Genomic DNA, 17,387 nt, shown 5'->3' on the forward strand with positions numbered 1-17,387 from the left:
ACTATGGGTGCGGGTTTGCCTGCGAATGGACCGTAAACTGGCGCCGGCAGTTTAAAAGTCCACGCTGACTCCCAGGCTGATCCCCTGCTGCGTCAACTCATCACTCTTGCGCCAGTTGTAGTTACCGCGCAAATGCACCCCTGCCACCACTTCATGGCTTACCCCCAGGCTCGCCCAGGTCAGGTCGCTGTGAGGGGTATACCCGGTCAGGGTGAAATCGTTCGCCGGCAGGCTGGTCAGGTGCATCCTCACATCCTGCTGGTCATCCTCGAACTCATGCTCCTGTGCCACCTCGGCAAACAGCCGGGTACCCGGCAGCACCTGCACACTGCCCAGCAATCCCACCCCCAAACGACGTGATGTACGCCCTTGGTCATCGAAGCCCAGCGCCGTCGAGCGCCCACTCTTCTCGTCGTAGCCATCCACCTTGACCCGTGCATAGTCGGCACTGATGAAAGGCGCTAGCTGCCAACTGCTGGTGTCGGCCGCCAAGTTGTACCCCAGACGACCGGACATCGCCCAGGCTTCGCCATCGGTGTCACCCTTTTCGCTACGATCGTTCACGCCAAGGGCGAAGGTGCGCTTGAGGTCGCTGTAGTCCAAGTGCCCGGCAGTCAGCGCCGCATCGGCCCACCAGCGATCCTGGCGGTACTGGGCAAAGGCGCTGGCCAGATAGCTGTCCATTTTGTAGTCCGAGTCTTGCTCGCCGGCTTCCAGCTTCTGGTGGTACACACCGCCGGCCAGGCCCACGCGCCAGGCGTCGTTCAGGCGGTAACTGCCGCCCACGGTCAGGTTGTAGCCGCGGCCATCGCCGCTGGCTGCGCTGCGTTGCCCGTCGAAGTCCAGATCCTGCGCGCCTGTGGCGACAAAGGCCTGCCACTGGCCAACCGCCTGCCAAGGTGCCTGCCACTGGTTGCGCAGTTCATCCTGATGGGCGCGCAGGCTGGCGTGGGCAATTTCCGGCAGCAGGGTCAATTCCCACGGAGCTGACAGGATCGAGTAGGCGTAGTCGGCAATCAGTTGCTGGCCAGCGATGGTGGGGTGTACCGAGTCGTTGAACAGCAGCTTGGTGGGGTCTGGCGTGGTGCCGTTGATGCCGTAAACCGAGTTTTCCACACAGCTTTCGCCGCTGTAGCAGGTGCCGACCAGGTTCTGGTCGCTGGCCAGGCCGAACTGGCTGGGGCTGGCCAATGCCTCACTCAACAGCACGGGGATGTTCAGCGGGATGATCTCGGCATCGACCTGCCGCAGCTGGCTGAGCAGCGACTGGTTGAAGGCACCGGACAGCAAGGACAGCGGGTTTTGTTGCGGGGTACCGCTGAAATTAGGCGTTTGGCCAAGGTCGGGCAGCAGCCAGACCATGATGTAGCGCGCGCCACCTTGCTGCAGAGCCTGCGCGCTGGCCGCCAGGCGGGCGCCAGCGGCTATCGCGTCAGCTGGGCTGTTTACCAGGCCTTGCAGGAAGTCGTTGCCGCCGCCGGTGAGGTAGTACAACGCGTTGGGATCGGCGCGCAGGCCGTTGGCCAGGTAGCCGGGGCGCTCGCGCAGCACCAACCCGGCATTGGAGTTTCCTGGTGGGATGACGGTCTGTGAGGTTTCGGTGATTGAATCGAGAATCTGCTGGGTCGTGTAGCCGCCGACCGCCCAGTTATTGCCGTCGGGCCGAATGCCGACCGAGGTGGATGGATTCAACGCGTCCGGGTCTATGCCCAGCCGCCCGCCGAGGATCATTGGTGACACGGGTGCAAAGTTGCCGTCGGCATCGCGGTTGGTGAAGCGGGCTCCCGAAGTGCCGCCCGTCAGGTCGGGGAATTGCCCGGCATCAGCGAGGCTGTCGCCGAACACGACCAGCGTGGAGTAGGGCGAGGGGGCCGCGAACGCCTGGCTGCAGGCCAGGGTGAGTGTGGCGAGGGTAAAGCGCAATAACGGGGCTTTTCGCATCGGGGAACATCCTTTTCTTTATTTTTATCAGGACAACCCGATCGACCTTAGCAAATCACAGGGCATCCCTCCCAAGTCCATTCGTTTCCCCGTGTTTACAGGCATATTGCGCCCGTCGCCCCGGTAGGCTACTGTGCCGGGACGTATAAGCGAGACCTATCCTGTGTTGATCGTCAGCAAACTCTTGATGCGCGTAATCAAGGCCCACGCCCGTTGGCGTTGGCGCGCCTGACTTTATCCCCTGCCGGCCCGTCCGGCTCGCCCCCGTTTGCCTTCCAGTCTACCGCCTTGTAAAGGCCAAGCTGCGCCTGTGGCAGGAGCAGGAAGGTTCAAATTTTGAAGTCAGTAGATTCAAGAGGTTTAACCCGATGTTACTGATGATCGACAATTACGACTCTTTTACTTACAACGTCGTTCAGTACCTTGGCGAGCTGGGTGCCGAGGTCAAGGTCATTCGCAATGACGAAATGACCATCGCCCAGATCGAAGCCCTTAACCCCGAGCGCATCGTCGTATCCCCAGGGCCGTGCACGCCGAGCGAGGCGGGCGTGTCCATCGAGGCCATCCTGCACTTTGCCGGCAAGCTGCCGATCCTGGGCGTGTGCCTGGGGCACCAGTCCATCGGCCAGGCCTTTGGCGGTGATGTGGTGCGTGCCCGCCAGGTGATGCACGGCAAGACCAGCCCGGTACACCATCGCGACCTGGGCGTGTTCACCGGCCTCAACCACCCGCTGACCGTGACCCGCTACCACTCGCTGGTGGTCAAGCGCGAAACCTTGCCCGAGTGCCTGGAAGTGACCGCATGGACCGCCCATGCTGACGGTTCGGTCGACGAGATCATGGGGCTGCGCCACAAGACGCTGAATATCGAGGGGGTGCAGTTCCACCCCGAGTCGATCCTGACTGAACAGGGCCACGAGCTGTTCGCCAATTTCCTCAAGCAGACCGGCGGCCGCCGCTAAGGATCGAACATGGATATCAAGAGCGCGTTGAGCCGTATCGTCGGCCAGCTGGACCTTTCCACCGAAGAAATGCGCGATGTCATGCGCCAGATCATGACCGGCCAGTGCAGCGAAGCGCAGATCGGTGCCTTCCTGATGGGCATGCGCATGAAAAGCGAGAGCATCGATGAAATCGTCGGTGCCGTCTCTGTCATGCGCGAGCTGGCCGACAAGGTCGAACTGCAAAACCTCGATGGTGTAGTCGATATCGTCGGTACCGGCGGTGATGGCGCCAACATTTTTAACGTGTCCACCGCTTCGTCCTTCGTCCTGGCAGCGGCGGGCTGCCCCGTGGCCAAGCATGGCAATCGCGCGGTGTCGGGGAAAAGCGGCAGTGCTGACCTGCTGGAAGCTGCCGGCATCTACCTGAACCTGACGCCAACGCAAGTGGCCCGCTGCATCGACAGTTTGGGGATAGGCTTCATGTTCGCGCAAAGCCACCATTCGGCCATGAAACATGCCGCCGGCCCGCGTCGCGATCTGGGCCTGCGTACCCTGTTCAACATGCTCGGCCCGCTTACGAATCCGGCCGGAGTGAAGCACCAGGTGGTCGGCGTATTTGCCCAGGCCCTGTGCCGCCCCCTGGCCGAAGTGCTGCAACGGCTGGGCAGCAAGCACGTGCTGGTGGTGCACTCCAAGGACGGCCTGGACGAGTTCAGCCTGGCTGCCCCCACCTTCGTTGCCGAGCTCAAGAACGACGAAATCACTGAATACTGGGTCGAGCCGGAAGACCTCGGCATGAAAAGCCAGAGCCTGCATGGCCTGGCCGTCGAGAGCCCGCAGGCGTCGCTGGAACTGATCCGCGATGCACTGGGCCGGCGCAAGACTGAAAACGGCCAGAAAGCCGCCGAGATGATCGTGCTCAACGCTGGCGCAGCATTGTATGCCGCTGACCATGCCATGAGCCTGAAAGCCGGTGTAGAACTGGCCCATGACGTCCTGCACACAGGCCTGGCCTGGGAGAAGCTGCAGGAACTGGGCGCCTTTACTGCAGTATTCAAGGTGGAGAACGAAGCATGAGTGTGCCGACGGTGCTGGAAAGGATCATTGCCCGCAAGTTCCAGGAAGTGGCCGAGCGCAGCGCGCGCATCAGTCTGGCTGAGCTGGAGGGCCTGGCCAAGGCCGCCGATGCTCCCCGTGGCTTCGCCAATGCCTTGATCGAGCAGGCTAAACGCAAGCAGCCAGCGGTGATTGCCGAAATCAAGAAGGCTTCGCCAAGCAAGGGTGTGATCCGCGAAAACTTCGTACCGGCGGAAATCGCTGTCAGCTACGAGAAGGGCGGCGCTACCTGCCTGTCGGTGCTGACCGATGTCGATTACTTCCAGGGTGCCGATGAGTACTTGCAGCAGGCTCGCGCAGAGGTTTCGCTGCCGGTGATCCGCAAGGACTTCATGGTCGACCCGTACCAGATCGTCGAAGCCCGGGCCCTGGGTGCAGACTGTGTACTGCTGATCGTGTCGGCGCTGGATGACGTGAAGATGGCCGAGCTGGCCGCCACTGCCAAGGACGTCGGCCTCGATGTTTTGGTAGAAGTGCACGATGGTGATGAGCTTGAGCGCGCGCTGAAAACGCTGGATACACCGCTGGTAGGGGTGAACAACCGCAACCTGCACACGTTCGAGGTCAGCCTTGAAACCACCCTCGACCTGCTGCCGCGCATTCCGCGTGATCGCCTGGCGATTACCGAGAGCGGTATTCTGAACCGGGCCGATGTGGAACTGATGGCGATCAACGAGGTTTACTCGTTCCTGGTGGGTGAGGCGTTCATGCGCGCCGAACAGCCAGGGCTTGAGTTGCAACGGCTGTTCTTCCCGGATCAGGTGAAGAAGACTGTTCAGCAACTGGACTGATCAAACGAAGCCGGCTTTCTTGCCGGCTTTTTTGTATGCCTGCACTAGCCCGTTCGCTGGCTCGACCGCTCCCACAGGATGGTCACCGCCTTATGGATCTGAGATGCACCAGTGGGAGCGGGCGTGCCGGCGAAAAGGCCATCAATAACAACATCAAAGGTGGATCAATGACCGATCAACCCCTGGCCTTGACCGTTGAACAAGGCCTGCACGCCGAGCAGGAACTGCTGGCAGCCGTATGCCGCGGCGAGCGCGACAATGGTGTGCTGTTCTGGCGCCCCACCGACCATGCGCTGGTCATGCCCCGGCGCATGAGCCGCCTGGACAATTTCGAGGCTGCTTGCGCTGAGCTGGCCATCGCCGGCTGGCCCGTGCTGCTACGCGAAACCGGCGGTGAGCCGGTGCCGCAGTCGCATTCGACCGTGAACGTTGCACTGGTCTACGTCGCCCCACGCAGCGAAGGCGACCACGGCCGTATCGAAAACGCCTACGAGCGCCTGTGCCTGCCGCTGTGCGACGTGTTGCGCGAGTGGGGCGGGGTAGCCTCGGTAGGGGAAATCGACGGGGCGTTCTGCGATGGCCGCTATAACGTCAACCTGAACGGCCGCAAGCTGGTTGGCACGGCCCAACGATGGCGCCAAGGCCTGGGCGGCAAACGCCCGGTGGTGCTGGTGCACGGGGCGTTGCTGCTGGACAACGAGCGTGAATCGATGGTGGCAGCGGTGAATCGCTTCAACGAGTGCTGCGAGCTGGAGCAACGCTGCCGCGCGGATGCGCACATTGCCTTGCACGAGGTGGCCCCTGCTGCGCCGTGGTTCGAACGGCTGTCACAGGCCTACGCCAAGGTGCTCGCCGAGCTGCCCAAGGACTAGCGGGTACCGTAGACCACCATGGTCTTACCCTTGACCTGCACCAGGCTGCGTTCTTCGAGGTCCTTGAGGACGCGGCCGACCATTTCCCGCGAGCAGCCAACGATCCGGCCGATTTCCTGGCGGGTGATCTTGATCTGCATGCCGTCTGGGTGGGTCATGGCGTCGGGCTGCTTGCACAGCTCCAGCAGGCAACGGGCAACCCGACCGGTCACATCAAAAAATGCCAGGTCGCCAACCTTGCGCGTGGTGTTGCGCAGGCGCTGGGCCATCTGGCTGCCCAGCGCATAGAGGATGTCCGGGTCTTGGCGCGTCAGTTCGCGAAACTTGTCGTAGCTGATCTCGGCCACTTCGCATTCGGTCTTGGCGCGTACCCAAGCGCTGCGCTGCTGTTCACCGTCAACGGGCTCGAACAGGCCAAGCTCGCCAAAGAAGTCGCCGTTGTTGAGGTAAGCGATGATCATTTCGTGGCCGTCGTCGTCCTCGATGATGATGGTTACCGAACCCTTGATGATGAACGACAGTGTCTCGGCCCGGTCGCCGGCGCAGATGATGTTGCTTTTGGCGGTGTAGCGGCGGCGCTGGCAATGCACCAGCAGTTTGTCGATGTTCTTGATCTTGGCGGGTAGGGCAGAGGCGACCATCACGAAATCCTGTTCGATACGAGGCATAGGCTTTTTGTAGAGGCTGGCTGGCGTAAAGCGCCAGTCATTTGGCGCCAGCTTATCAGACACTACGGTATGTTTCGGTAGTAAACCGACACGTCACGTACTTTTCCCACAGCCGCACAAGGTCTAAGCTGACACCCTTTTCCGAAAATCAGGAGTCCAGGTAGATGAAGGCACGTATCCAGTGGGCCGGTGAGGCGATGTTCCTCGGCGAATCGGGGAGCGGCCATGTCGTCGTGATGGATGGCCCGCCCGAGGCCGGTGGCCGCAACCTGGGTGTGCGCCCGATGGAAATGCTGCTGTTGGGCCTGGGTGGCTGCAGCAGCTTTGACGTGGTCAGCATCCTGAAGAAGTCGCGCCAGGCGGTGGAAAGCTGCGAGGCGTTCCTGGAAGCCGAGCGCGCAAGCGAAGACCCGAAGGTCTTTACCAAGATCCACATGAACTTTGTGGTGAAAGGGCGTGGGCTGAAAGAGGCGCAGGTCAAGCGGGCGGTGGAGCTGTCGGCGGAGAAGTACTGCTCGGCCTCCATCATGCTGGAGCGTGCCGGGGTCGAGATTACCCATGGGTACGAGATTGTAGAGCTGGGTTGATCGTACACCGGGGCTGCGTGGCAGCCCTTGTGGGAGCGGGTTTACCCGCGAAGCAGGCAGCGCGGTGGATGGTATCTGCTGCGTCGGTGTTCGCGGCTGAATTCGCCCCACATGGAGCCCGGCGACTTTTAGTTGCGCAGGGCTGGAAGGGCCATCCGTAACCATTGCGGGAGACTGCTTCTGAGCGCCTGGCTCAACCGCTCCCGCCGCTTCTGGTAAACCAGCCCCAGCCAGATGACCCCCAGCCCGATCAAGGTCACCACCACCGGGAATAGCAGCGATTCGGCAAACACCTCGTACGACAGGTACCCCAGGTAAGCCGCCACCCCTAAAGCCCCGAACACCATGAACACCGGCCGGCGCAGCAGCACCGCGATGCCCATCAGCGCAATGTTGATCAGGCAATACAGGGCCTTGCCCAGCTCGCTGCCACTGTCCAGCAACGTGAGACCACCCCAGAATGCCGCCAACCCGGCCAGGTAACCCCAGCGGGCGTAGTCCTCACGCGTGCGGCCGTCCACCACCAGGAACACCGCCAGCATCCCAAGCCCGAACCACAGCGACACCTCACGACGCTGCTCCCAGCTGAACGGCGAGCCGAAGAACCATTCGCTCAGGTCCATCGACATGAACCACAAGGCCACGGCAATCGGCATGACGATGAACGGGTAGGGAATCAACCGCAGCATCAGTACCCCGGCAACTACCGTGGCCGCTTCCATTGCCAGCCAACCGCCTTGCACGTAGGTGTAGTACTGGTGGTAGTTGGCTTGTGCGTCATCCATTGGCCACCAACCCGCCAGGCGCTCGATGGCGAAGACCGCCAGTGGCACGATGCTGACCGCGACCGCTGCCAGTACGCCGGCGGCCACAGGCTGGGCACGACGCTGCAGGTTGAGGGCGAACCAGGTGATCAGCAGGATGTACAGGCTGGCAATGACCAGCAATGCGCCGTCGCCGATGCTCATCCAGGCCTCGGTGAGCAACCAGCCCATGGCTGCCATGATGAGCATGGCGCCAAAGTAGAAAGCAACATGGGCCAGCTGGAAGCTGCCGCGTGCTGCAGGCTGCTGGCGCAGGAAGGCCAGCAGGGCGTGGTCCTGGCCCGGCTGGAGTATGCCGGCTTGCACGGCGCGCGCCAGGTCCTTGGCGTCGAATCGGTCCGTCATGGGTAAACCTTCAGATGCGATAGGTGCTCTTGGTCATGACCTTGGCCAGCAAGCTCATGCCGAAGCGGACAGGGGCAGGGAAGCGATAGCCACCGGCTTCCAGGGCAGACTCGGCATGCTGCTCTTCGTCGATGCGCATCTGCTCGAGAATGGCCCGGGACTTTTCGTCTTCGTGCGGGATCTGCTCAAGATGCTCGTCCAGATGCTTGCACACCTGATGCTCGGTGGCGGCCACGAATCCCAGGCTGACTTTGTCGCTGACCAGCCCGGCGAGTGCGCCGATGCCGAACGACATGCCGTAGAACAGCGGGTTGAGCACGCTAGGGTGGCTGTTCAGCTGGCGAATCCGCTGCTCGCACCAGGCCAGGTGGTCGATTTCTTCCTCAGCGGCATGCTCCATGGCCTTGCGCACTTCGGGCAGCTTGGCGGTCAGGGCCTGGCCCTGGTACAGCGCCTGGGCGCACACTTCACCGGTGTGGTTGATGCGCATCAGCCCGGCAATATGGCGGGACTGCTGTTCGTCCAGGTCGGTATCTGGCTGGATGATGGCCGGCGATGGCCGGGCGGGTTGGCCGCTGAAGGGCAGCAAGGTGCGCATGGCGGTATCGGCCTGCAGCAACAAGCGGTCGAGCGGCGAGTAGTGACGTTCGGTAGCCATCGGGCACCTCCGCAAGAATGTGCCCGACAGTTTACCGCAATAGCGGCGGGGTCGCTTGCCGTGGATCAGCCCGGTGGCCAGTTCATCTGGCGCTGGCCGAGCACGTGCATATGGATGTGATAGACGGTCTGCCCGCCTTTGGGGTTGCAGTTCATGACCACACGGAAGCCTTCCTCGCAACCTTGTTCGACAGCCAGGCGTTGGGCGGTGAACAGAATGTGGCCAGCCAGGGCCTTGTCCTCTTCGGTCAGGTCATTCAGCGTACGGATGTGCTTTTTCGGGATGACCAGGAAATGTACCGGCGCTGCGGGTGCAATGTCCTTGAAGGCCAGGACCTGGTCGTCTTCGTAGATGATATCCGCCGGGATTTCCCGGTTGATGATTTTGAGGAATAGATCGTCCACAGCACTTGCTCCATGGTGAGGGTCGGGCCGAGTGTACTCAGCCACGCGCCGATCGCCCAGTGGCTATTCCATGCCGGCCGGGCAATAGCGGCGGTGAATGACCCCAGCCAGCTTGCGCACCAGCCAGCGCGGCAGCAGGCGCGGGGCGAAAGCCAACCAGCGGTTGCGCCGGCCAGGCATGATCAGCGTGCGGTTCTTGTCCAAGGCACGCACGGTGTACAGCGCCACTTCCTCGGGGCTGAGACAGCGTGGCTTGCCATCCAGGTGGGCAATGCGCCGACGCGACGAGCGCACCGGGCCGGGGCACAATACCGAGACCTTGATGCCGGTGCGCTTGAGTTCTTCGCGCAGGGCCTGGGAAAAACTCAGCACATAGGCCTTGCTGGCAGCGTAGGTGGCCATCCACGGACCAGGCGCCATGCCGGCCAGCCCGGCGACGTTGAGGATCTGCCCGCCGCCTTGTATGGCCATCAGGTTGCCGATGGCGTGGCACAGGCGGCTCAGGGCCAGCACGTTTACCTCCAGCAAGTCTTGTTCATCGGCCCACTCATGGGCAAGGAACGGCCCGTAGGTGCGCTGGCCTGCACAATTGACCAGCAGGTCGATACGTCGCTCGCCTTCTTCCAGTTCCAGTACGAAGCCCGACAGGCGCAGTGGCTGGCTCAGGTCGCACGCGCGGAACAGTACCTCGACACCGAAACGCTGAGTCAACTCCATGGCCACCGGTTCCAGCGTTTCGCGCTGGCGTGCCACCAGGATCAGGTTGCGCCCGCGCCGTGCCAGTGCTTCCGCCAGGGCCAGGCCCAGGCCGCTGGAAGCACCAGTAATCATGGCGTAACGGGTCATGCAAAGCTCCTGGGGGCGGAAGAGGGCGCTTAGTGTACAGCTTGCCCGAGCAAGGTGTTGCCTTTTGCTACAAGGCCCTTGGGCGCAGAGCCTGGCAACGCTCAATGGCCTGCCGGTACTCGTCGCGCAGGCGCGCTATCAATGTGCTGGCGCCCGGCAGGTCATCGATACTGCCGACCCCCTGGCCCGCTGACCAGACGGTCTTCCAGGCCTTGGCTTCATCGTCGATTGGCTTGAGCTTGCCTTGTTCGTGCCCGCCCTTGAGCGCGTTCATGTCGTAGCCGGCTTGCTCCAGGCTAGGGCGCAGGAAGCTGGCGGGGACGCCGGATACCGCCGGTGTGTGGACGATGTCGGCGGCGTGGGCATCCAGCAGCATCTGTTTGTAGGCGTTCTGGGCCTGGCTTTCTGTCGTGGCAATAAAGCGCGTGCCCATGTATGCCAGGTCAGCCCCCAGCAGTTGAGCGGCGAGGATTTCGTGGCCATGGTTGATACAGCCCGCCAGCAGCAGGGTCTTGTCGAAGAACTGGCGAATTTCTGCGGCCAGCGCGAAAGGGCTCCAGGTGCCGGCATGCCCGCCCGCGCCGGCAGCAACGGCAATCAGGCCATCGACACCGGCTTCGGCGGCCTTTTCCGCATGGCGGCGGGTGGTCACATCATGGAACACCAGGCCGCCGTAGCCGTGTACGGCATCGACCACTTCCTTCACCGCGCCCAGGCTGGTAATGACGATCGGCACCCGGTGCTCCACGCACAAGGCCAGGTCGGCTTGCAGGCGCGGGTTGGTCGGGTGGACGATCAGGTTCACGGCATAGGGCGCCGGGGCCTGCTGTTGCTCCAGGCCAACCTCGATTTCTTCCAGCCACGCCTTGAAGCCAGCGCTGTCACGCTGGTTCAAGGCCGGGAAGCTGCCAACGATGCCGCTGGCGCAGCAGGCCAAAACCAGCTTGGGGTTGGAAATCAAGAACATCGGTGCGGCAACCACTGGCAGGCGCAGGCGTTCTTCGAGCGAGGCAGGTAGCGACATGGCAAGGCTCCTTGGTGGGGTGGCTATGTCAGAACGGCTTGACCACCACCAGAATTACGATGCCCAGCAGGAACAGCACAGGCACTTCGTTGAACCAGCGGTAGTAAACGTGGGTGCGAGTATTGGTGCCATTGGCGAAGCGTTTGCGCTGGGCGCCGCACACGTGATGGTAGCCGGTCAGCAGAATCACCAGGGTCAGCTTGGCATGCAGCCAGCCTTGGCTGAGCCAGCCGGGGGTGAGGTAGAGCATCCAGGCGCCGAACACGTAAGTGGCGATCATCGCTGGGTTCATGATGCCGCGGTACAGCTTGCGCTCCATGGTCACGAAGCGTTCCTGGCTGATGCTGTCCTGGCTCTGGGCGTGGTAGACAAACAGTCGCGGCAGGTAAAACAGGCCGGCGAACCAGCAGACCACGCTGACGATATGCAGCGCTTTGATCCATAGGTAAAGCATGGAGGGAGTTCCTTCAGGTAATCACGGTCGTCAGATAGTAGTGGTCAAGCGCCCGAAGGGTCACCCGGAGAGTTGTTACAGGCGCCTTGCCCCCCTATTATCGTGCGCTTTCCAGACGGCTCGTTGATAAGGGGCAAGCGTTATGATCAAGGTCGGTATCGTCGGCGGCACGGGTTACACCGGCGTCGAACTGTTGCGTCTGCTGGCACAGCATCCACAGGCCGAAGTGGCGGTCATCACTTCGCGCTCCGAGGCGGGCGTGGCGGTGGCGGACATGTACCCGAACCTGCGTGGCCACTATGACGGGCTGGCGTTCAGCGTACCGGACAGCAAGGCTCTGGGGGCCTGTGATGTGGTGTTCTTCGCCACCCCGCATGGTGTTGCCCACGCCCTGGCCGGTGAGCTGCTGGCGGCCGGCACCAAGGTGATCGACCTGTCTGCCGACTTCCGCCTGCAGGATGCCGCCGAGTGGGGCAAGTGGTATGGGCAGCCGCATGGCGCGCCTGAGCTGCTCAAGGACGCGGTATACGGCCTGCCAGAAGTGAACCGCGAGAAGATCCGCCAGGCGCGTCTGATCGCAGTGCCGGGTTGCTACCCGACTGCCACCCAGCTGGGCTTCCTGCCGCTGCTGGAAGCGGGCCTGGCCGACCCGTCGCGCCTGATCGCCGACTGCAAGTCGGGTGTCAGCGGTGCTGGCCGTGGCGCCGCGGTGGGTTCGCTGTTCTGCGAAGCCGGCGAGAGCATGAAGGCCTATGCAGTCAAGGGGCATCGTCACCTGCCAGAAATCAGCCAGGGCCTGCGCCTGGCCGCTGGCAAGGATATTGGCCTGACGTTCGTGCCGCACCTGACGCCGATGATCCGTGGCATCCATGCCACCCTGTACGCGAACGTGGTCGATACTTCGGTCGACCTGCAGGCGCTGTTCGAAAAACGCTACGCTGATGAACCGTTCGTCGACGTGATGCCAGCAGGCAGCCATCCGGAAACCCGTAGCGTGCGTGGTGCCAACGTCTGCCGCATTGCCGTTCATCGTCCGCAGGGTGGTGACCTGGTAGTGGTGCTGTCGGTAATCGACAACCTGGTCAAGGGCGCTTCCGGCCAGGCGGTACAGAACCTCAACATCCTGTTCGGGCTGGATGAACGCATGGGCCTGTCCCATGCCGGCTTGCTGCCGTAAGCCAGCCAGCACTGGAAAAGGCCTGCGTCGTGCGGGCCTTTTTGCAGGTCGCGACTAAAGCCGCACAATTCTTGACCGATTTTCTCGGGAAAGCGGATAATGCGCGTCATCGAGTTTTATGGCGGCTACCGCGCCGGGAGAATCATCATGAGCGTCGAAACCTTCACCCCCACAGGTCTGGAATTTACCCACGGGGCAGCCCAGAAGGTGAAGAACCTGGTCAATGAGGAAGGCAATGAGCGTCTGAAGCTGCGAGTGTTCGTTACCGGTGGCGGTTGCTCGGGCTTCCAGTACGGCTTCACCTTCGATGAAGACGTGGCCGAAGATGACACCATCGTCGAGCGTGAGGGCGTGTCGCTGGTGGTCGACCCGATGAGCTTCCAGTACCTGGCGGGTGCCGAAGTGGACTATCAGGAAGGCCTGGAAGGCTCGCGCTTCGTGATCAAGAACCCGAATGCCGCGACCACCTGCGGGTGCGGGTCGTCGTTTTCGATCTAAGGGTCAGGCATACGAAAACGCCGCGCAATTGCGCGGCGTTTTGCTTTCTGGCGTAGCGGCTATGCCGGGTAGATCGCGCCCAGTATGCGCAGGCCCTTGGCGGCAGTGACGCTGGGGCGGTTGGCGGCGATACCCTCCAGGCAGCAGTGAGCCAGCCAGGCGAAGGCCATGGCTTCGACCCAGTCGGGATCTACGCCATAGGCGCCAGTGCTTGCCACACGGGCCGCCGGTAGCAGCTGGCCAAGACGGGCCATCAGCGCGCCGTTGCGGGCGCCCCCACCGCAGACCAACAGCGCCTCGGTGCCTTGCTGGGCTTTGCCAAGCGAATCGATGATGCTGCGTGCGGTCAGCTCCAGCAGTGTCGCCTGCACGTCCTGGGCCCGGTATGCCGGCAGGTTGGCCAGGTGGCGATCCAGCCAAGGTAGGTTGAACACCTCGCGGCCGGTACTCTTGGGGCCGCTGCCAGCAAAGAACGGGTCAGACATCAGTGCGCCGAGCAGGCTGGGCTGCACCACACCCGAGGCAGCCCAGGCACCATCTGCATCGTAGGCGTGGCCGCACTCGCGCTCGATCCAGGCATCTAGCAGCACGTTCCCCGGGCCGCAATCGAACCCATGAACCGGCTTGTCCTGCTCGATCAGGCTGAGGTTGCTGAAACCGCCTACGTTGAGGATTGCCAGGCGTCGGCCAAGCTGGCTGAACAGGGTTTCGTGGAAGGCCGGTACCAGTGGCGCGCCCTGGCCGCCGGCAGCCACATCGCGACGGCGGAAGTCGGCGACCACGCTGATGCCGGTCAGCTCGGCGAGCAGTGCGGGGTTGCCGATCTGTACGGTAAAGCCGCGGGCCGGTTCATGGCGAATGGTCTGGCCGTGGCTGCCGATGGCGCGAACGGCGTCAGGCTTCAGCCCCTGGCGAGCCAGCAGTTGGCGGATACCTTCGCCGGCCAGGCTGGCCCAGCGGTTTTCCGCCAGTGCTGCTCGGGCAATCTCGTCAGGGCCGCTGCTGCACAGGGCCAGCAGGTCCTGGCGCAGGTCTGGGGGCATGGGCAGGTAGTGGGTGGCGAGCAGTTCAAGCTGCTCGCCTTGTTCGATCAGGGCGATATCCAGGCCATCGAGGCTGGTACCGGACATCACCCCCAGGTAGAGCGCCATGGCCTAGCGCTTGTTCGCTGCGAGCAGGGTGGCCTTTTCCTGATCCATGCGGGCGATCAGCGGCTGGCTCTGCTGCAGGAAGCGCTGACGTTCGTTCTTGGCGATCGGGTCAGCCATTGGCACCTTCTGGCTCAGCGGGTCGACGTGCACGCCGTTGACCTGGAACTCGTAGTGCAGGTGTGGTCCGGTGGACAGGCCGGTAGTGCCGATGTAGCCGATGATCTGGCCCTGTTTGACCGTACTGCCGGTCTTGATGCCTTTGGCAAAGCCCTGCATGTGGCCATACAGCGTCTTGTAGCGGTTGCCATGTTGGATGATCACGGTATTGCCGTAGCCACCACGGCGCCCGGCCAGTTCGATGCGACCGTCACCGGCTGCCTTGATCGGGGTACCGCGTGGGGCCGCGTAGTCGACGCCTTTATGGGCGCGGATCTTGTTCAGGATGGGGTGCTTGCGACCGGCGGAGAAGCGCGAGCTGATGCGGGCGAAGTCCACCGGGGTACGGATGAATGCCTTGCGCAGGCTGTTGCCGTCGGCGGTGTAGTAGGTAGTGTTGCCCTGCTTGTTGGTGTAGCGCACGGCAGTGTAGGTTTTGCCGCGGTTGGTGAAGCGCGCAGACAGGATGTTACCGGTGCCGACGACCTTGCCGTCCATCACCTTCTGTTCGTAGACCACGTCGAACTCGTCCCCTGGGCGAATATCCTGGGCGAAGTCGATGTCGTAACCCAGCACGCGGGCCATGTCCATGGTCATGCTGTGGGACAGGCCGGCGCGCTGGGCCGAAGCTGACAACGAGCTCTTGATCACGCCGTGGGCATAGGCGGTGCGTATCACCGGCTTGCTGATTTCACGGTTGAATGCGTAGCCGTTGGCGGTTTTGGTCAGGCGAATGGTTTCGAGGTTGCTGACTTTGCTGTGCAGGCTGGCCAACTGGCCATCCTTGTCGAGCTCGAATTGCAAGACCTGGCCATGCTTGAGCTGGCTGAATTGCTTGGCCTGCTTGTTGCTGGCCAGCAAGTCATGCACCGCATTGGCTGGCAGGCCGACCTTGGCGAACAGGGTGGACAGCGTATCGCCGCGGGCCACGGTGACTTCGCGGTGGCCAGGCTCCTTGGCGGTCTCGGCAACCGGTTCGGCGGCCGGGGCCTGCTGATCGGCCTTCTGGGTTTCGGGGGTAGCCTCTTCTATCTGGGCGAAAGGCGAGCCTTGCTCACCTTCGGCTTGCACCAGTGGCGCGGCCCGGGATTCGTCTTTCAGCTGCTCGGCGGGGCTCTCGAGCTCAAGGTTGAGGGTGGTTTTCTTGGCTTCCACTTCGCTGGAGGGAAATACCAGCAAAGCCAGGCTGAGCAGGGCGGCGATGCCGCTGGCAGCCAACAGATGGCTCTTCGGATAAAGCGGGGGCGCTTTAGGCGGTTCGTTGGTCATGGGCAAGGTGACTTTGAAAAAGGTGAAATGGAAAAGATGAATGACATGATGAAGATGAAATAACTGTATAAAATATAACCAAATCCATTTTCACGCAAGGGCGCGTAGACGCCGCAAGCCCGTGCTCGGGTCACATTCCTTTGCGAAACTTGTATTTGACGGCCGATCTTGTATGGTTGGCTCCCCCTGAATCTGAGCCTTGCGGGTTTGTCTATGAAGTCGGTTGAAGAGCAGCTGGCGCTTATCAAGCGCGGTGCGGAAGAAGTACTGGTCGAGTCGGAACTGGTGGAGAAGCTCAAGCGCGGCCAGCCTCTGCGCATCAAGGCCGGCTTCGACCCGACCGCCCCGGACCTGCACCTGGGTCACACGGTGCTGATCAACAAGCTGCGCCAGTTCCAGGATCTGGGTCATCAGGTCATCTTCCTCATAGGTGACTTCACCGGCATGATCGGTGACCCAAGCGGCAAGAGCGCCACGCGTCCGCCGCTGACCCGCGAGCAGGTGCTGGACAACGCCGAGACGTACAAGCAGCAGGTATTCAAGATTCTCGACCCGGCCAAGACTGAAGTCGCATTCAACTCTACGTGGATGGACAAGTTGACCCCTGCCGACTTCATTCGCCTGGCTTCGCAGTACACCGTCGCGCGCATGCTGGAGCGTGATGACTTCGACAAGCGCTACACCACCAATCAGCCGATCGCCATTCACGAGTTCCTCTATCCGCTGGTGCAGGGCTATGACTCGGTAGCGCTGAAGGCGGACGTCGAGCTGGGCGGTACCGACCAGAAGTTCAACCTGCTGATGGGGCGTGAACTGCAGCGGTCATATGGCCAGGAAGCGCAGAACATCGTGACCATGCCACTGCTCGAAGGGCTCGACGGCGTGAAGAAGATGTCGAAGTCGCTAGGCAACTATGTCGGCATCCAGGAAGCGCCAGGGGTGATGTACAGCAAGCTGGTGTCGATCCCGGATACCCTGATGTGGCGGTACTTCGAGCTGCTGAGCTTCCGTTCGATGGAAGAAATCGAGCAGTTCCGGGCCGATGTTGCCAATGGCGCCAATCCACGTGACATCAAGATCAAGCTGGCGGAAGAAATTGTGGCGCGCTTCCATGGTGAGGAGGCGGCGGCCAATGCTCACCGTGCTGCCGGTAACCGTATGAAGGAAGGCGAGCTGCCGGAAGACTTGCCGGAGATCGAAGTAGCTGCGGCCGAAGACCTGCCAATTGCTGCGGTGTTGAACCGGGCTGGCCTGGTCAAGAACTCGGCTCAGGCGCGAGACTTGCTGAGTGGCGGCGCGGTGAAGGTTGATGGTGCAGTGGTCGACAAGGACTTCATGTTCGTCCTTGGTGCCACGCATGTGTGCCAAGCGGGCAAGAAGTCGTTTGGCCGGGTCACCCTCAAGGCTGAGTAATTGCCTGGATGGTCTAGCTGTATAAGCTATATAGAAGCGGGGAGGCCGATAGGCCTCCCCGCTTCGTTTTCAGCAGTATTAGGTTTTCTTGAAATTAAAGGTTGACGGGCTTTCGAATCCCATTATAATGCGCCCCACTTCCAGCGACAACGGAACGACAAACTCCTTGAGATTCAACGAGTTAGGCGATTCGGAAGATGCTGTAAGGGCTACGATCGAATGATCGCCAGTGGTTGAGATGATGGTTGA

18 protein-coding genes are annotated in these 17,387 nt (G+C 62.0%); 8 read left to right on the top strand and 10 right to left on the bottom strand.

The window, feature by feature from the left end; translation table 11 throughout:
* Nucleotides 1–51: 51 nt before the first annotated feature.
* Nucleotides 52–1,941 carry an esterase EstP gene (gene estP, locus DMX11_RS23190; protein WP_110747283.1) on the bottom strand — a complete coding sequence of 630 codons (1,890 nt, stop codon included), beginning with the start codon at nt 1,939–1,941 and terminating at the stop codon, nt 52–54.
* Nucleotides 1,942–2,309: 368 nt separating this feature from the next.
* Between estP and DMX11_RS23195 the strand changes: the two genes are divergently transcribed.
* From DMX11_RS23195 to DMX11_RS23210, 4 genes are all read left to right on the top strand, one after another.
* Nucleotides 2,310–2,903, top strand: coding sequence for an aminodeoxychorismate/anthranilate synthase component II (locus tag DMX11_RS23195; protein ID WP_110747287.1), 594 nt, complete (start codon nt 2,310–2,312; stop codon nt 2,901–2,903).
* A gap of 9 nt (nt 2,904–2,912) precedes the next feature.
* Entirely contained in the window at nt 2,913–3,962 is a 1,050-nt protein-coding gene (gene trpD, locus DMX11_RS23200; protein WP_110747290.1) for an anthranilate phosphoribosyltransferase, read from the top strand.
* Complete coding sequence (trpC, locus tag DMX11_RS23205) at nt 3,959–4,792, top strand: indole-3-glycerol phosphate synthase TrpC (protein WP_110747293.1); 834 nt, start codon at nt 3,959–3,961, stop codon at nt 4,790–4,792. Before trpD ends, trpC begins: the two co-directional genes overlap by 4 nt.
* Before the next feature lie 167 nt (nt 4,793–4,959).
* A complete protein-coding gene (locus DMX11_RS23210; RefSeq protein ID WP_110747323.1) occupies nt 4,960–5,664 on the top strand; it encodes a lipoate--protein ligase family protein in 705 nt (234 codons plus the stop codon).
* Here DMX11_RS23210 and crp read toward each other — a convergent pair.
* Nucleotides 5,661–6,305, bottom strand: coding sequence for a cAMP-activated global transcriptional regulator CRP (crp, locus tag DMX11_RS23215; protein ID WP_110747296.1), 645 nt, complete (start codon nt 6,303–6,305; stop codon nt 5,661–5,663). The two genes, DMX11_RS23210 and crp, sit on opposite strands and share 4 nt — an antisense overlap.
* A gap of 191 nt (nt 6,306–6,496) precedes the next feature.
* Between crp and DMX11_RS23220 the strand changes: the two genes are divergently transcribed.
* Complete coding sequence (locus DMX11_RS23220; protein ID WP_004376171.1) at nt 6,497–6,919, top strand: OsmC family protein; 423 nt, start codon at nt 6,497–6,499, stop codon at nt 6,917–6,919.
* 128 nt (nt 6,920–7,047) lie between these two features.
* Here DMX11_RS23220 and DMX11_RS23225 read toward each other — a convergent pair whose 3' ends face one another.
* From DMX11_RS23225 to hemJ, 6 genes are all read right to left on the bottom strand, one after another.
* Entirely contained in the window at nt 7,048–8,088 is a 1,041-nt protein-coding gene (locus DMX11_RS23225; RefSeq protein ID WP_110747298.1) for a DUF2157 domain-containing protein, read from the bottom strand.
* A 10-nt stretch (nt 8,089–8,098) separates the two neighbouring features.
* Nucleotides 8,099–8,746 (bottom strand): 2-polyprenyl-3-methyl-6-methoxy-1,4-benzoquinone monooxygenase, encoded by a 648-nt coding sequence (coq7, locus tag DMX11_RS23230; protein ID WP_110747301.1) that lies wholly within the window; start codon nt 8,744–8,746, stop codon nt 8,099–8,101.
* Nucleotides 8,747–8,811: 65 nt separating this feature from the next.
* Complete coding sequence (locus DMX11_RS23235) at nt 8,812–9,150, bottom strand: histidine triad nucleotide-binding protein (protein ID WP_016484636.1); 339 nt, start codon at nt 9,148–9,150, stop codon at nt 8,812–8,814.
* Nucleotides 9,151–9,213: 63 nt separating this feature from the next.
* The gene (locus DMX11_RS23240) at nt 9,214–9,996 is read right to left on the bottom strand and encodes an SDR family oxidoreductase (protein ID WP_110747304.1); all 783 of its coding nucleotides are present in this window, start codon (nt 9,994–9,996) and stop codon (nt 9,214–9,216) included.
* 67 nt (nt 9,997–10,063) lie between these two features.
* Entirely contained in the window at nt 10,064–11,020 is a 957-nt protein-coding gene (locus DMX11_RS23245; protein WP_110747307.1) for a nitronate monooxygenase family protein, read from the bottom strand.
* 28 nt (nt 11,021–11,048) lie between these two features.
* The gene (gene hemJ / locus DMX11_RS23250; RefSeq protein ID WP_110747309.1) at nt 11,049–11,474 is read right to left on the bottom strand and encodes a protoporphyrinogen oxidase HemJ; all 426 of its coding nucleotides are present in this window, start codon (nt 11,472–11,474) and stop codon (nt 11,049–11,051) included.
* Between the two features lie 142 nt (nt 11,475–11,616).
* Here hemJ and argC point away from each other — a divergent pair, with 142 nt between their 5' ends.
* Complete coding sequence (argC, locus tag DMX11_RS23255) at nt 11,617–12,651, top strand: N-acetyl-gamma-glutamyl-phosphate reductase (RefSeq protein ID WP_110747311.1); 1,035 nt, start codon at nt 11,617–11,619, stop codon at nt 12,649–12,651.
* Nucleotides 12,652–12,798: 147 nt separating this feature from the next.
* Nucleotides 12,799–13,149: an iron-sulfur cluster insertion protein ErpA gene (gene erpA, locus DMX11_RS23260; RefSeq protein WP_003255511.1), complete on the top strand. Its 351-nt coding sequence runs from the start codon at nt 12,799–12,801 to the stop codon at nt 13,147–13,149.
* A gap of 59 nt (nt 13,150–13,208) precedes the next feature.
* Here the strand turns inward: erpA and DMX11_RS23265 are convergent, their stop codons facing one another.
* Nucleotides 13,209–14,300, bottom strand: a complete 1,092-nt coding sequence (locus tag DMX11_RS23265; RefSeq protein WP_110747314.1) for an anhydro-N-acetylmuramic acid kinase — start codon at nt 14,298–14,300, stop codon at nt 13,209–13,211.
* Nucleotides 14,301–14,303: 3 nt separating this feature from the next.
* A complete protein-coding gene (locus tag DMX11_RS23270) occupies nt 14,304–15,725 on the bottom strand; it encodes a peptidoglycan DD-metalloendopeptidase family protein (RefSeq protein ID WP_110747317.1) in 1,422 nt (473 codons plus the stop codon).
* A gap of 213 nt (nt 15,726–15,938) precedes the next feature.
* On the opposite strand from DMX11_RS23270, the gene tyrS reads away from it, so the two are divergent.
* The gene (tyrS, locus tag DMX11_RS23280; RefSeq protein ID WP_110747320.1) at nt 15,939–17,138 is read left to right on the top strand and encodes a tyrosine--tRNA ligase; all 1,200 of its coding nucleotides are present in this window, start codon (nt 15,939–15,941) and stop codon (nt 17,136–17,138) included.
* The last annotated feature ends 249 nt before the right edge of the window (nt 17,139–17,387 follow it).

It is taken from the genome of Pseudomonas sp. LB-090624 (genome assembly GCF_003205205.1).
Lineage (GTDB): Bacteria > Pseudomonadota > Gammaproteobacteria > Pseudomonadales > Pseudomonadaceae > Aquipseudomonas.

Bases quoted from the DNA above. Each gene is read 5' to 3' on its own strand.
- estP (WP_110747283.1), bottom strand. From the start codon at position 1,941: ATGCGAAAAGCCCCGTTATTGCGCTTTACCCTCGCCACACTCACCCTG.
- DMX11_RS23195 (WP_110747287.1), top strand. From the start codon at position 2,310: ATGTTACTGATGATCGACAATTACGACTCTTTTACTTACAACGTCGTT.
- trpD (WP_110747290.1), top strand. From the start codon at position 2,913: ATGGATATCAAGAGCGCGTTGAGCCGTATCGTCGGCCAGCTGGACCTT.
- trpC (WP_110747293.1), top strand. From the start codon at position 3,959: ATGAGTGTGCCGACGGTGCTGGAAAGGATCATTGCCCGCAAGTTCCAG.
- DMX11_RS23210 (WP_110747323.1), top strand. From the start codon at position 4,960: ATGACCGATCAACCCCTGGCCTTGACCGTTGAACAAGGCCTGCACGCC.
- crp (WP_110747296.1), bottom strand. From the start codon at position 6,305: ATGGTCGCCTCTGCCCTACCCGCCAAGATCAAGAACATCGACAAACTG.
- DMX11_RS23220 (WP_004376171.1), top strand. From the start codon at position 6,497: ATGAAGGCACGTATCCAGTGGGCCGGTGAGGCGATGTTCCTCGGCGAA.
- DMX11_RS23225 (WP_110747298.1), bottom strand. From the start codon at position 8,088: ATGACGGACCGATTCGACGCCAAGGACCTGGCGCGCGCCGTGCAAGCC.
- coq7 (WP_110747301.1), bottom strand. From the start codon at position 8,746: ATGGCTACCGAACGTCACTACTCGCCGCTCGACCGCTTGTTGCTGCAG.
- DMX11_RS23240 (WP_110747304.1), bottom strand. From the start codon at position 9,996: ATGACCCGTTACGCCATGATTACTGGTGCTTCCAGCGGCCTGGGCCTG.
- DMX11_RS23245 (WP_110747307.1), bottom strand. From the start codon at position 11,020: ATGTCGCTACCTGCCTCGCTCGAAGAACGCCTGCGCCTGCCAGTGGTT.
- hemJ (WP_110747309.1), bottom strand. From the start codon at position 11,474: ATGCTTTACCTATGGATCAAAGCGCTGCATATCGTCAGCGTGGTCTGC.
- argC (WP_110747311.1), top strand. From the start codon at position 11,617: ATGATCAAGGTCGGTATCGTCGGCGGCACGGGTTACACCGGCGTCGAA.
- erpA (WP_003255511.1), top strand. From the start codon at position 12,799: ATGAGCGTCGAAACCTTCACCCCCACAGGTCTGGAATTTACCCACGGG.
- DMX11_RS23265 (WP_110747314.1), bottom strand. From the start codon at position 14,300: ATGGCGCTCTACCTGGGGGTGATGTCCGGTACCAGCCTCGATGGCCTG.
- DMX11_RS23270 (WP_110747317.1), bottom strand. From the start codon at position 15,725: ATGACCAACGAACCGCCTAAAGCGCCCCCGCTTTATCCGAAGAGCCAT.
- tyrS (WP_110747320.1), top strand. From the start codon at position 15,939: ATGAAGTCGGTTGAAGAGCAGCTGGCGCTTATCAAGCGCGGTGCGGAA.